The organism is Burkholderia sp. Bp9004 (assembly GCF_003858025.1).
Classification (GTDB): Bacteria; Pseudomonadota; Gammaproteobacteria; order Burkholderiales; family Burkholderiaceae; genus Burkholderia; species Burkholderia diffusa.
This window is the reverse complement of the sequence record NZ_QTQD01000016.1, coordinates 45,604-59,188: the sequence shown is the minus strand read 5'-3', so window position 1 is coordinate 59,188 and position 13,585 is coordinate 45,604. Positions and strand designations below refer to the sequence as shown.

At 67.0% G+C, this 13,585-nt stretch carries 14 protein-coding genes; 11 read left to right on the top strand and 3 right to left on the bottom strand.

The window, feature by feature from the left end; translation table 11 throughout:
• The first annotated feature begins 7 nt into the window (after window positions 1–7).
• The 6 genes from xerC (at window position 8) to hslU (ending at window position 6,527) form a co-directional block, all read left to right on the top strand.
• Window positions 8–928: a tyrosine recombinase XerC gene (xerC, locus tag DIE08_RS18615; protein ID WP_059607459.1), complete on the top strand. Its 921-nt coding sequence runs from the start codon at window positions 8–10 to the stop codon at window positions 926–928.
• A gap of 76 nt (window positions 929–1,004) precedes the next feature.
• Entirely contained in the window at window positions 1,005–2,219 is a 1,215-nt protein-coding gene (locus DIE08_RS18610; protein ID WP_059607461.1) for a class I SAM-dependent rRNA methyltransferase, read from the top strand.
• A gap of 198 nt (window positions 2,220–2,417) precedes the next feature.
• Complete coding sequence (locus DIE08_RS18605) at window positions 2,418–3,488, top strand: GTP-binding protein (RefSeq protein ID WP_059607463.1); 1,071 nt, start codon at window positions 2,418–2,420, stop codon at window positions 3,486–3,488.
• A 494-nt stretch (window positions 3,489–3,982) separates the two neighbouring features.
• Entirely contained in the window at window positions 3,983–4,399 is a 417-nt protein-coding gene (dksA, locus tag DIE08_RS18595) for an RNA polymerase-binding protein DksA (protein ID WP_006477498.1), read from the top strand.
• 237 nt (window positions 4,400–4,636) lie between these two features.
• The gene (hslV, locus tag DIE08_RS18590; protein ID WP_006760749.1) at window positions 4,637–5,173 is read left to right on the top strand and encodes an ATP-dependent protease subunit HslV; all 537 of its coding nucleotides are present in this window, start codon (window positions 4,637–4,639) and stop codon (window positions 5,171–5,173) included.
• Window positions 5,174–5,183: 10 nt separating this feature from the next.
• Window positions 5,184–6,527, top strand: a complete 1,344-nt coding sequence (gene hslU, locus DIE08_RS18585) for an ATP-dependent protease ATPase subunit HslU (RefSeq protein ID WP_124902916.1) — start codon at window positions 5,184–5,186, stop codon at window positions 6,525–6,527.
• Window positions 6,528–6,609: 82 nt separating this feature from the next.
• On the opposite strand, the gene DIE08_RS18580 is transcribed toward hslU, so the two are convergent.
• From DIE08_RS18580 to DIE08_RS18570, 3 genes are all read right to left on the bottom strand, one after another.
• Entirely contained in the window at window positions 6,610–7,152 is a 543-nt protein-coding gene (locus DIE08_RS18580) for a response regulator transcription factor (RefSeq protein ID WP_044847841.1), read from the bottom strand.
• A gap of 13 nt (window positions 7,153–7,165) precedes the next feature.
• Entirely contained in the window at window positions 7,166–8,572 is a 1,407-nt protein-coding gene (locus tag DIE08_RS18575; RefSeq protein ID WP_124627015.1) for an ATP-binding protein, read from the bottom strand.
• A gap of 112 nt (window positions 8,573–8,684) precedes the next feature.
• Window positions 8,685–8,909: a cysteine-rich CWC family protein gene (locus tag DIE08_RS18570; protein ID WP_124902914.1), complete on the bottom strand. Its 225-nt coding sequence runs from the start codon at window positions 8,907–8,909 to the stop codon at window positions 8,685–8,687.
• Window positions 8,910–9,204: 295 nt separating this feature from the next.
• On the opposite strand from DIE08_RS18570, the gene argB reads away from it, so the two are divergent.
• The 5 genes from argB to metW all read left to right on the top strand — a co-directional run bounded on the left by argB (window position 9,205) and on the right by metW (window position 13,524).
• A complete protein-coding gene (argB, locus tag DIE08_RS18560; RefSeq protein ID WP_059534964.1) occupies window positions 9,205–10,104 on the top strand; it encodes an acetylglutamate kinase in 900 nt (299 codons plus the stop codon).
• Window positions 10,101–10,892, top strand: a complete 792-nt coding sequence (locus tag DIE08_RS18555) for a pyrimidine 5'-nucleotidase (RefSeq protein WP_059607470.1) — start codon at window positions 10,101–10,103, stop codon at window positions 10,890–10,892. Before argB ends, DIE08_RS18555 begins: the two co-directional genes overlap by 4 nt.
• Window positions 10,859–11,521: a nucleoid occlusion factor SlmA gene (gene slmA, locus DIE08_RS18550; RefSeq protein WP_124627020.1), complete on the top strand. Its 663-nt coding sequence runs from the start codon at window positions 10,859–10,861 to the stop codon at window positions 11,519–11,521. The genes DIE08_RS18555 and slmA overlap by 34 nt, the downstream gene beginning before the upstream one ends.
• A 252-nt stretch (window positions 11,522–11,773) precedes the next feature.
• Entirely contained in the window at window positions 11,774–12,919 is a 1,146-nt protein-coding gene (locus DIE08_RS18545; protein WP_124902912.1) for a homoserine O-acetyltransferase, read from the top strand.
• A complete protein-coding gene (gene metW / locus DIE08_RS18540; RefSeq protein ID WP_124627025.1) occupies window positions 12,916–13,524 on the top strand; it encodes a methionine biosynthesis protein MetW in 609 nt (202 codons plus the stop codon). The genes DIE08_RS18545 and metW overlap by 4 nt, the downstream gene beginning before the upstream one ends.
• Window positions 13,525–13,585 lie beyond the last annotated feature (61 nt).

Genomic DNA, 13,585 nt, shown 5'->3' with positions numbered 1-13,585 from the left:
CGCGCCCATGACCGACGATCCGATCGCCGCCTACCTGTCGAACCTGAAGCACGTCAGGCAGCTGTCGGAACACACGCTGCGTGCGTATACGCACGAACTCGACGAACTGAAGAAGCTCGCCGCCGGCCGCCCGCTCGAGGCGCTCACGGCTGCCGACATGCGCGGCGCGGTCGCGCGCGCGCATGCGGGCGGGCTGTCCGCGCGCTCGATCTCGCACCGGCTGTCCGCGTGGCGCGCGTTCTACCGCTGGCTCGCGCAGCGCATCGAGATGCCGGCGAACCCCGTCGCCGCGGTGCGTGCGCCGAAGCGCCCGAAAACCCTGCCGAAGGCACTTTCGGTCGACGACGCATCGGCACTGATGGACGCGCCGCTCGCCGGTACGACCGAAGGCATCCGCGATCACGCGATCCTCGAACTCTTCTATTCGTCCGGGCTGCGCCTCGCCGAACTGGTCGGGCTCGACGTCATGTACACGCAGGCGGACGGCTACCGCTCGGCCGGCTGGCTCGATCTCGCCGAGGCCGAAGTCACCGTGCGCGGCAAGGGCAACAAGGAACGCAAGGTGCCGGTCGGCCGCAAGGCGATCGAGGCGCTGAACGCGTGGCTCGCCGTGCGCGGCGAATTCGTGAAGCACGATCCGCATCCGCTGTTCGTGTCCGTGCGCGGCAACCGGATGGCACCCGGCGTCGTGCGCGACCGCGTGAAGCGCGCGGCGCTGGCCGCGGGCATTCCCGCCAACGTCCACCCGCACGTGCTGCGCCATTCGTTCGCAACGCACGTGCTGCAGTCGAGCGGCGACCTGCGCGCGGTGCAGGAACTGCTGGGCCACGCGAGCGTCTCCGCCACGCAGGTCTATACGTCGCTCGACTTCCAGCATCTCGCAAAAATTTACGACAGCGCGCATCCGCGCGCGAAGAAGCGCGACTGACGCGCTTCCCGTGTTACCCGCCGCGCGCGGCGACCGGCCACGGTCGGCTTCGCGCACGGCCCCTTTCGATCTCATCATGCAAACCGTCACCCTCAAGCCGTCCAAGGAAAAATCGCTGCTGCGCCGCCATCCGTGGATCTACGCCAATGCGATCGACCGCGTCGACGGCAAGCCCGCGCCCGGCGCGACCGTGATCGTCCGCGCGCACGACGGCCGCTTCCTCGCGCGCGGCGCGTACAGCCCGCAGTCGCAGATCCGCGTGCGCGTGTGGAGCTTCGACGAGAACGAACCGATCGATCACGCCTTCTTCAAGCGCCGCGTGCAGCGCGCGGTCGCGCACCGCACGACGATGGTGTCGGGCACGGGCGCGGTGCGGCTCGTGTTCGGCGAAGCCGACGGGCTGCCGGGGCTGATCGTCGACTATTACGTCGCGGACACGGCCGAGCCGGGCGCCGCACCGCGCGGCCAGCTCGTGTGCCAGTTCATGGCGGCGGGCGTCGAGGCGTGGAAGGACGCGATCGTCGCGGCACTCAGCGGCGCGACCGGCTGCCCGAACGTGTACGAACGCTCGGACGTGTCGATCCGCGACAAGGAAGGGCTCGAACAGACGACCGGCGTGCTGGCAGGAGATGCGCCGCCCGCGACGCTGATCGCGAACGAAAACGGCGTGCGTTATCACGTCGACGTGCCGAACGGCCACAAGACCGGCTTCTACGTCGACCAGCGCGACAACCGCGCACTCGTCGCGCAGTACGCGGCCGGCCGCGACGTGCTCAACTGCTTCTGCTACACGGGCGGCTTCTCGCTCGCGGCGCTCAAGGGCGGCGCGAACCGTGTCGTGTCGATCGACTCGTCGGGCGACGCGCTCGCGCTCGCGCAGCAGAACGTCGTCGCGAACGGCTTCGATGCCGAGCGCGCGACCTGGCTCGACGCGGACGCGTTCAAGACGCTGCGCCGCCTCGTCGACGAAGGCGAGCGCTTCGACCTGATCGTGCTCGATCCGCCGAAGTTCGCGCCGACCCGCGACAGCGTCGACCGCGCATCACGCGCATACAAGGACATCAACCTGAGCGGCTTCAAGCTGCTGCGTCCGGGCGGCCTGCTGTTCACGTATTCGTGCTCGGGCGCGATCGACATGGACCTGTTCCAGAAGATCGTCGCGGGCGCGGCCGCCGACGCGAAGGTCGACGCGCGGATCCTGAAGCGGCTCGGCGCGGGCGTCGATCACCCGCTGCTCGCCGCGTTCCCGGAAGGCGAATATCTGAAGGGCCTGCTGTTGCAAATCGTCTGATCGCCCCGATCTACGCGCACACCCGCGTCCGCCGGGCCGCCCGGCTGGCGGCCACGCGCTCGAGCCTGTCGTCCGGACGACGGGCGAAGGCTTGACAGGTATGTTTCAATGGATGGTTGTGCGCCCCGGCTTGCGAGTCGACGGCGCGACGCACACATCCTGGTTTTGACCCCGATTCACGAACCACAGGCGACCGACATGGCCACTCCCGTCACCATCCTCACCGGCTTCCTCGGCAGCGGCAAGACGACCCTGCTCAAGCGCATCCTGAACGAACAGCACGGCATGAAGATCGCCGTGATCGAGAACGAGTTCGGCGAAGAAAACATCGACAACGAGATCCTCGTTCAGGACACGAACGAGCAGATCATCCAGATGAGCAACGGCTGCATCTGCTGCACGATCCGCGGCGACCTCGCACGCGCGCTCGGCGATCTGGCCGCGAAGAAGCGCGAAGGCAAACTCGACTTCGACCGCATCGTGATCGAAACGACCGGCCTTGCGAACCCGGGCCCCGTCGCGCAAACCTTCTTCATCGACAGCGAAATCGCCGACGATTTCCTGCTCGACGCGGTCATCACGCTGGTCGACGCCAAGCACGCGAACGCGCAGCTCGACGAACACGAAGTGGTGCAGCGCCAGGTCGGCTTCGCCGATCGCCTGTTCATCACGAAGTCGGACCTGGTCGACGACCAGGCCGTCGCGGCGCTCAAGCACCGCCTGATGCACATGAACCCGAAGGCGACGATCAAGGTCGTGAACTTCGGCGAAGCCGACATCAAGGAAATCTTCGACCTGCGCGGCTTCAACCTGAACGCGAAGCTCGAGATCGACCCGGACTTCCTCGCCGAGGACGACCACGCGCACCATCACCACGATCACGACCATGATCACGATCACGCGCATTGCGACCACGATCACGGTCAATGCGCGCACGATCACGACCACGGCCACCACCACGCGCACCACGACGACAAGATCAAGTCGTTCGTGTACCGCAACGACCGCCCGTTCGACCCGAACAAGCTGGAAGACTTCCTCGGCGGCATCCTGCAGATCTACGGCGAACGGATGCTGCGCTACAAGGGCGTGCTGTACATGAAGGGCGTCGACCGCAAGGTCGTGTTCCAGGGCGTGCACCAGATGATGGGCAGCGACCTCGCCGCGAAGTGGCTGCCGGTCGAGAAGAAGACCAACAAGATGGTGTTCATCGGCGTCGACCTGCCGCAGGACCTGATCACCGACGGCCTCGACGCCTGCCTCGCCTGAGCCTTCTGGCCCGGCGTCGCGCGCCTTCCATGCGGCCGCCTTCCGGGGCGGCCGCGGCGCTTGCGCGGTGCCTTTTCCGGGCAGGGTTTCGCCGTCATCGCTTTTTCGCGATTTGCGCGTTATATTTTCTAGATATTGGCGCAGCCGACGGGGATCGACCCGATACGGCGCCCGCTTGCGATTCAGTTACAATACGTGCCCGCTGGAGTACGGCAATAACAGGCCCGGTTCTTGCTGAACCATTGACCGGGCATCGCAACCGCGCCGGATCGCCCATCCGCCACCCGGCCGCGGCCGATGCGATCTGCCGCGCAGCACACCGGTTCGCCGCGCGCGCAAATCCGCGCCAGGGCTATCCTGGTATTTGAGAACCGGTTTTCCAGAGGCTTTCGGCCCCGCGGCGGCATATCGCAAATGATTGCAAGCGCAGTTGCGGGTAATCCCAAAGTGCAGGCAATATCTCTTGATTTGCCGCACATTGAAGAAGCAAGCAGATGACGAAGAAACTCTTGACCGAAGCCGAAATCCTGAAGATGAGCGACAAGGATTACATGAATGAGGATCAGCTCGCCTTCTTCAAAAATCGGCTCGAACAGTTGCAGGCGGACATCCTCAAGAACGCAGGCCAGACGACCGAGAACCTGCGCGAGACGGTGATCGTGCCCGATCCCGCCGATCGCGCGACGATCGAGGAAGAGCACGCGCTCGAACTGCGCACGCGCGATCGCGAACGCAAGCTCCTCAAGAAGGTTCAACAGTCGCTCGCCCGCATCGATTCCGGCGATTACGGCTGGTGCGAGGAAACCGGCGAGCCGATCGGCATCCCGCGCCTGCTCGCGCGCCCGACGGCCACGCTGTCGCTCGAGGCGCAAGAGCGCCGCGAACTGCGCCAGAAGCTGTTCGGCGACTGATCGAGCGGCGTTCCGCTCCGACACGCTGCTTCCCGAAAGCGCGCGGCCTGCCGCGCGCTTTTTGTTTTTCCGGCACCGGTTTCCGGCCCGCCGGCCGATTTGCCTCCCCCTCTTGATATCCCGGCGCCCGCCCTAAAATGAATCGGACGCGCGCCGGGCCGCTCCCCGGCGCACTGCGATTCAAGCGGCGGCGCCCCGCGCCGCCCGACTCTTCCCCGTTTTTCTCAAGGAACGCAGATGGAGCAATTTCACGGCACGACCATCGTTTCGGTCCGGCGCGGCGACAAGGTCGCGCTTGGCGGCGACGGCCAGGTAACCCTCGGCAACATCGTCATGAAGGGTGGCGCGCGGAAAGTGCGGCGGATCTACAACAACCAGGTACTGGTCGGATTCGCGGGCGGCACCGCCGATGCGTTCTCGCTGCTCGATCGCTTCGAGGCGAAGCTCGAGAAGCACCAGGGCAACCTGACCCGCGCGGCCGTCGAGCTCGCGAAGGACTGGCGCACCGACCGGATGCTGCGCCGCCTCGAGGCGATGCTGATCACGGCCGATGCGACCACCACGCTCGTGATCACCGGCAACGGCGACGTGCTCGACCCGGAAGGCGGCATTTGTGCGATCGGTTCGGGCGGCGCCTATGCGCAAGCTGCGGCCCGCGCGCTCGCGGAGAACACCGAGCTGTCCCCGCGCGAGATCGTCGAGAAATCGCTCGAGATCGCCGGCGACATGTGCATCTACACGAACCACAACCGCATCATCGAAACGATCGAGTAAGGACCGCACCATGAGCACCATGACCCCTGCCGAGATCGTCTCGGAACTCGACAAGCACATCATCGGCCAGAACAAGGCGAAGAAGGCCGTCGCGGTCGCGCTGCGCAACCGCTGGCGCCGCCAGCAGGTCGCCGATCCGCTGCGCACGGAAATCACGCCGAAGAACATCCTGATGATCGGGCCGACGGGTGTCGGCAAGACCGAAATCGCGCGCCGCCTTGCGAAGCTCGCCGACGCGCCGTTCATCAAGATCGAGGCGACCAAGTTCACCGAAGTCGGCTACGTCGGCCGCGACGTCGACAGCATCGTGCGCGACCTGATCGAGATCTCGGTCAAGCAGACGCGCGAATCCGAGATGCGCAAGGTGCGCAGCAAGGCAACCGACCAAGCGGAAGACCGCATCCTCGACATCCTGCTGCCGCAACCGCGCGCGGTGGGCTTCGGCGGCAACGCGGATCACGCGAACGACGACAACAACGCGACGCGCCAGACCTTCCGCAAGCGCCTGCGCGAAGGCCAGCTCGACGACAAGGAAGTCGAACTCGACCTCGAGCAGCCGACGGCCGGCATGGAAATCATGGCGCCGCCGGGGATGGAGGAAATGACCGAGCAGATCCGCTCGATGTTCTCGAACCTCGGCAGCGGCAAGAAGCAGCGCCGCAAGGTGAAGATCAAGGAAGCGCTGAAGCTGCTGACCGACGAGGAAGCGGCGAAGATGCTCAACGACGAGGAAGTGAAGACGAAGGCCGTGCAGAACGTCGAGCAGAACGGCATCGTGTTCCTCGACGAGATCGACAAGATCACGTCGCGCAACAACGAAGGCAGCGGCGGCGAAGTGTCGCGCCAGGGCGTGCAGCGCGACCTGCTGCCACTCGTCGAAGGCACGACAATCAACACGAAGTACGGGATGGTGAAGACCGATCACATCCTGTTCATCGCGAGCGGCGCGTTCCACCTGGCCAAGCCGAGCGACCTGATTCCCGAACTGCAGGGGCGCTTTCCGATCCGCGTCGAACTCGATTCGCTGTCGGTGGAAGACTTCGAGGCGATCCTCGACGCGACCGACGCGAGCCTAGTCAAGCAGTACCAGGCGCTGCTCGCCACCGAAGACGTGCAGCTCGAGTTCGCCGAAGACGGCATCCGCCGCCTCGCCGAGATCGCGTACGCGGTCAACGAGAAGACCGAGAACATCGGTGCGCGCCGGCTGTATACGGTGATCGAGAAGCTGCTCGAGGAGGTGTCGTTCTCGGCCGGCAATCACGCCAGCGAGCGCGTGACGATCGATGCGAAGTACGTCGATCGCGCGCTCGGCGAAGTGTCGCAGGACGAAGACCTGTCGCGCTACGTGCTGTAACGCATGCGGCGTCGAATGCGAAACGGGCGGCCCGGCGGGCCGCCCGTTTTCGTTGGTGCGCCCGGCCGATGCCGCCGCGCCCTTACTGCCGCACCGGCTTCTTCGCGAGCTTGCGTTGCAGCGTGCGGCGGTGCATGTTCAGCGCGCGCGCGGTCGCCGAGATGTTGTTGTTGTTCTCCGCCAGCACGCGCTGGATGTGCTCCCATTCGAGCCGGTCGACCGACAGCACGACCGGATTCTCGAGCGCCTCGTCTGCCTGCACTTCGCTCGCGTTGGTCTGCAGCGCGGCCAGGATCGACTCGATGTTCGCGGGCTTCGCCAGATAGTTGTCAGCGCCTTCCTTCACCGCCTGCACGGCGGTCGCGATGCTCGCGTAGCCGGTCAGCACGAGAATCCGCGCGTCGGGCTGCAGGTCGCACAGCGGCGCGATCAGGCTCAGGCCCGAATCGTCGCCGAGATGCAGGTCGACGGTGATGAACTGGAACTTGCCGCCGGCCGCCAGCCGCAGCGCCGCCTCCTTGTCGTGCGCCTGCTGGACCGCATAGCCGCGGCGCTCGAGGCCGCGCGCGAGCGTGCCCGCGAACACCTCGTTGTCGTCGATCACCAGGAAATTGTTCTCGCTCATGTGGTTTCTCCGTCTACGTGTTGGTTGAGGCGGCCGGCACCGCGATACGCGCCACCGGCAGGCGCAGCACCGCGCGCGTGCCGCGGCCGGGGGTGCCGGCCGGGCGGCCGTCCGGCGTGGCCGCCGCTCGTTCGGTCGCGCGCTGGCCCGACGCACCTGCCGCGTGTCCGTTCGCGCCGCCATGGCTGCGCCCGTTGCCGCCCCCCGCGCGCGGCGTGACATCGGACAGCTCGATCTCGCCGCCGAGACGCACGGCCGCGCTGAACGCGAGGTACAGGCCGACCCCGTGGCCGCCCTGCGTGCTGTCGACCGGCATCGAGCCGAGCGATTCGCGCAGCGCGGCCGGAATGCCGGGGCCGTCGTCGCATACCTCGAATTCGATCTGGTCCGCAGCCCGCTCGTGGTGCGCAAGCTTCGCGGCCAGCGTCACGCGGTGCGGGCTCGCCCGCGCGGCGTTGTCGAGCAGGATCGTCAGGATCTGGCCGGCCGCGACCGTGTCGTCGAGCCCAACGCCCGACGGGCGCGCGCCGAGCAGTTCGAACTGCACGTGCGGATGCCTCAGGCGCCAGTGCTCGACGAACGTGTCGAGCCAGTCGTCCACCGGCTGGCGGCTCGCCGGCGCGCTCGCCCGGCTGCGCAGGCGCGCGAGCGCCGACGTGCAGAGCGTCATCTGTTCTTCCAGCACCTTCAGGTCGGCCTCGTAGCGCGCGAGCCCAGGATCGGCGCGCGCCGCATCGCGCAGCTCCTCCGCAAGCATTGCGATCGTCGACAGCGGCGTACCCATCTCGTGCGCGACGGTGGCGGCCTGCACGCCGAGCGCGACCGCCCGCTCGTCGCGCAGCAGGTGCGCCTGCGCTTCGCCGAGCGCCGCATCGCGCTGGCGCAGCGCGTTCGACATGCGCGCGACGAACCATGCGATCAGCCCGACGCTGACCATGAAGTTCGCCCACATCCCCGTGCGGTAGTAGTCGAACAGATTCGCCGGGTTGTCCATGTTGAGCGGCACCGAATCGAATCCGAGCGCCGCGTAGCACGCGACCGCGAACGCCGCGAGCCAGATCATCAGGTGCCACGGCAGCACGGCCGCCGCGATCGCGAGCGACGGCAGGTATAGCGACACGAACGGGTTGGTCGTGCCGCCCGACAGGAACAGCAGCGCCGACAGCGCGCCGAGGTCGACCCACAGCTGGCCGAGCAGCTCGAAATTGGTCTCGGGCCGCGCGCGCAGCACGCGCACCCAGGTCAGCGCGTTGAAAACGATTTCGAGCGCGATGACCATCAGCATCGCCGGCAACGGCAGATGCACGCCGAAATAGGTCTGCACGACGCCGATCGTCACGAGCTGGCCGATGATCGCGAGATTGCGCAGCCAGAACAGGTGACTGAGGTTGACGCGCCCGGTGGTGGTAATTCGTTGCATCCGGGCAGTTTACCCGTTTAGCGCCCGGCACCTCTATCGGGGGCCGGTTCAGCGCGGACGGACGGCGCACCGGACGAGCCGGCGTCGAGTCGGGTTGCACGGGCCCGCGCCGTCAGCCGGCCTCGCGTGCCATGCGCTGCGCGATCTCGGCGGCGAGGCACTCCGGGCAGAGGCAGCGCGTACCGGCCACCGGCGGCGCGCCGCCGGACAGGGTCGGCATCGACGCGCACCAGCAGTCGAATGGCTGGGTGCGCGCGCCGCAGTCGAAGCCGCGCCCGCAGCGTGGGCAACGCGCGCGGCGCGGCGTCGAACGGGCGTCGGCGGCGGTATCGGTCATGGCGGAAACGCGGAAGCGGGCAGGAACGTCACCCTACGCGACAAGCATAGCGCGGCGGACGGATTTTGCACGTCGGCCGCTCGGCCGATGCATGCCGCCGACGCAGGCCGTCGCGCTGTCCACCCCGCCGCCGCGGGCGCGCCGCGCGGGGTCCGGCACCATGGCCGGCGGGCCGCCGCGCGCGGCGACCGGCCCGCGCGATCGGCCGTCCGGCCAGCCCAAAAACCCGATGCTGCGCTGCGCCACTCCTGTACAATTCGCCCTGTTTCAACCGTTCCCAGCCAGAGCCGCCGCCATGTCCGAGCCCATCGACCTCTCGCAGATCGCCCCCACGCTGAAGGCAGAAATCCTCGCGGAGGCACTGCCGTACATCCGCCGCTACCACGGCAAGACCGTGGTGATCAAATACGGCGGCAACGCGATGACGGAAGAGCGGCTCAAGCAAGGCTTCGCGCGTGACGTGATCCTGCTGAAACTGGTCGGCATCAATCCGGTGATCGTCCACGGCGGCGGCCCACAGATCGATCACGCGCTGAAGAAGATCGGCAAGGCCGGCACCTTCATCCAGGGCATGCGCGTGACCGACGAAGAGACGATGGAAGTCGTCGAATGGGTGCTGGGCGGCGAAGTCCAGCAGGACATCGTGATGCTGATCAACCACTTCGGCGGCCATGCGGTGGGCCTGACGGGCAAGGACGGCGGCCTGATCCACGCACGCAAGCTGCTGATGCCGGACCGCGACAATCCGGGCCAGTACATCGACATCGGCCAGGTCGGCGAAGTCGAGGCGATCAACCCGGCGGTCGTGAAAGCGCTGCAGGACGACGCGTTCATCCCGGTGATCTCGCCGATCGGCTTCGGCGAGGACGGCCTCTCGTACAACATCAACGCGGACCTCGTCGCGGGCAAGCTCGCGACGGTGCTGAACGCCGAGAAGCTGCTGATGATGACCAACATCCCCGGCGTGATGGACAAGGACGGCAACCTGCTGACCGACCTGTCGGCGCGCGAGATCGACGCGCTGTTCGCGGACGGCACGATCTCGGGCGGCATGCTGCCGAAGATCTCGTCGGCGCTCGACGCTGCAAAGAGCGGCGTGAAGTCGGTGCACATCGTCGACGGCCGGATCGAGCACTCGGTGCTGCTGGAAATCCTGACCGAGCAGCCGTTCGGCACGATGATCCGCTCGCATTGAGCGCGCGCCGCAAAACCTCCAGCCCCGACCTGCCGGCGTCGCTGCGACGCCGGCGCATCTCCCGCAGCCGGCCGCGCGCCGGCGCGCCCGTCTGGCTGTTCGATCTCGACAACACGCTCCATCACGCATCGCACGCGATCTTTCCGGAGATCAACCGCGCGATGACGCAGTACATCATCGACACGCTCCACGTCGGGCGTGCCGAAGCCGACCGGCTGCGCACCGGCTACACGCAGCGCTACGGCGCCGCGCTCCTCGGCCTCGCGCGCCATCACCCGATCGATCCGCACGACTTCCTGCGCGTCGTCCACACGTTTTCCGACCTGCCCGCGATGCTGCGCGCCGAGCGCGGCCTCGCGCGCATCGTCGCCGCGCTGCCGGGCCGCAAGTTCGTGCTGACCAACGCGCCCGAGAACTACGCGCGCGCGGTGCTGCGCGAGTTGCGCATCGAGCGCCTGTTCGAGCGCGTGATCGCGATCGAGCACATGCGCGACCGTCGCACATGGCGCGCGAAGCCCGACCACACGATGCTGCGCCGGATTCTGCGCGCCGCGCATGCGCGGCTCGAAGACGCGATCCTCGTCGAAGATACCCGCAGCCACCTGAAGCGCTACAAGCGCCTCGGCATCGGCACGGTGTGGATCACCGGGCACCTGCCGGGCCATCTGCCGAACATCGGCCGCCCGCAATATGTCGACCAGCGCATTCGTTCGTTAAAATCGCTCCGACTGGGCACACGATCGGGGCGACAGAAATGCAGCCGACTTACCCGCAGGACCAAGCCGTAAAGGAAGACCAGGCCACGCCGTCCCGCACGCGCCCGAAGCCGGGCGAGCGTCGCGTGATGATCCTGCAGACGCTCGCCGCGATGCTCGAAGCGCCGAAGCCCGAAAAAATCACGACGGCCGCGCTCGCGGCCCGCCTCGACGTGTCGGAAGCCGCGCTGTACCGGCATTTCACCAGCAAGGCGAAGATGTACGAAGGCCTGATCGAGTTCATCGAGCAGGCACTGTTCGGGCTCGTCAACCAGATCGTCGCGAAGGAGCCGAACGGCGTGCAGCAGGCGCGCACGATCGCGCTGACGATGCTCAATTTCGCGGCGAAGAATCCGGGCATGACGCGCGTGCTGACGGGCGAGGCGCTGGTCGGCGAGGACGAGCGGCTCACCGAGCGCGTGAACCAGCTGCTCGACCGGATCGAGGCGACCGTCAAGCAGTGCCTGCGGGTCGCGCGTACCGAGGCGCAGGCGCCCGATGGCGCCGCGCCGTTCGTGCTGCCGGCCGATTACGATCCCGCCGCGCGCGCGAGCCTGCTCGTCAGCTACGTGATCGGCAAGTGGCACCGGTTCGCGAAAGGCGGCTTCCAGCGGCCGCCCGGCGAGCAGGCCGATGCGCATTTGCGGCTGATCCTGCAGTAGCCGGGCGCAGCCGGCCCGCGAAATCCGCGCTCCGCGGAATTCCGCTATACTCCTTCGACCTGCCACCTTGGTGGCGGGTCGGAAGCGCGCCGATTTGCTGACTCGATTGCGGGCGCGCGAACCGACCAGGGCGTTGATGCGTCTTCGTCCCGGCGGTTCACTACAAATGCGGCTAAAGAGGTCGTCAGCCGCGCACCTTCGCCTCCGCGCATCGCCGACACCGTTTAGCCGCCCAGTCATAAGGCGGAACGAATGGAATCGATCGGCATCGTCGCTCCACAGACCATGCACTTCGCCGAACCGCTGCGCTTGCAAAGCGGCAGCGTGATCGGCAACTATCAGCTCGTCGTCGAGACGTACGGCGAACTCAACGCCGCGCGCTCGAACGCGGTGCTCGTCTGCCACGCGCTCAACGCGTCGCACCACGTCGCCGGCGTCTACGCGGACGATCCGCGCAGCACCGGCTGGTGGGACAACATGGTCGGCCCGGGCAAGCCGCTCGACACCAACCGCTTCTTCGTGATCGGCGTGAACAACCTCGGCTCGTGCTTCGGTTCGACCGGCCCGATGAGCATCGATCCGTCGTCCGGCAAGCCGTATGGCGCACGCTTTCCGGTCGTCACCGTCGAGGACTGGGTGCATGCGCAGGCGCGCGTCGCCGACGCGTTCGGCATCGAGCGCTTTGCCGCCGTGATGGGTGGCAGCCTCGGCGGGATGCAGGCGCTCGCATGGAGCCTGATGTATCCGGACCGCGTCGCCCACTGTATCGACATCGCGTCGACGCCGAAGCTGTCCGCGCAGAACATCGCGTTCAACGAGGTCGCGCGCTCCGCGATCCTGTCCGATCCCGACTTCCACGGCGGCAACTACTACGCGCACGGCGTGAAGCCGAAGCGGGGCCTGCGCGTCGCGCGGATGATCGGCCACATCACATATCTCTCCGACGACGACATGGCCGAGAAATTCGGCCGTGCGCTGCGCCGCGCGGACGGCGCGCTCGACGCGTACAACTTCAGCTTCGACGTCGAATTCGAGGTCGAGTCGTACCTGCGCTACCAGGGCGACAAGTTCGCCGACTACTTCGACGCGAACACCTACCTGCTGATCACGCGCGCGCTCGACTACTTCGACCCGGCCAAGGCGTTCGACGGCAACCTGACGGCCGCGCTCGCGCACACGCAGGCGAAATACCTGATCGCGAGCTTCTCGACCGACTGGCGCTTCGCGCCCGCGCGGTCGCGCGAGATCGTGAAAGCACTGCTCGACAACAAGCGCACGGTCAGCTACGCGGAGATCGACGCGCCGCACGGCCACGACGCGTTCCTGCTCGACGACGCGCGTTATCACAACCTGCTCCGCGCGTATTACGAACGAATCGCCAACGAGGTGGGTGCATGAACCAGCAAGCGCTGAACTCCCTGTCCGCACGCGCGGACTTCCGTGCGATCGCCCGCTGGGTCGAACCGCGCTCGACCGTGCTCGATCTCGGCTGCGGCGACGGCTCGCTGCTGTCGCTGCTGTCCGAGGAACTGGACGTGTCCGGTTACGGGATCGAACTGAATGACGCCGGCGTGCTCGCGAGCACGAAGAACGGGATCAACGTGATCCAGCAGAACCTCGAGGACGGCCTGCGCCTGTTCGAGGATCACAGCTTCGATTTCGCGATCCTGTCGCAAACACTGCAGACGATCCACCAGACGGCCGCGATCCTGCGCGAAACCGCGCGTGTCGGACGCGAATGCATCGTTTCGTTCCCGAACTTCGGCTACTGGGCGCACCGGCTGTCGGTGCTGCGCGGCCGGATGCCGGTGTCGAAGTCGCTGCCTTACCAGTGGCACAACACGCCGAACGTCCGGGTGCTGACGATCAAGGATTTCGAGGCGCTCGCGCCCGAAGTCGGTGTCACGATCCTCGACCGCATCGTGCTGCACGAAGGCCAGCCGATTCGATGGGGAGCCAACTGGCGTGGTAGTCTTGCTGTCTACCGCGTCAAGCGCAGCTGAGCCGGGGAGCCGTTGACGGATGATCCGGCCCGCCCCCGCGTGCGGCCGCCCCTCCTGCGCC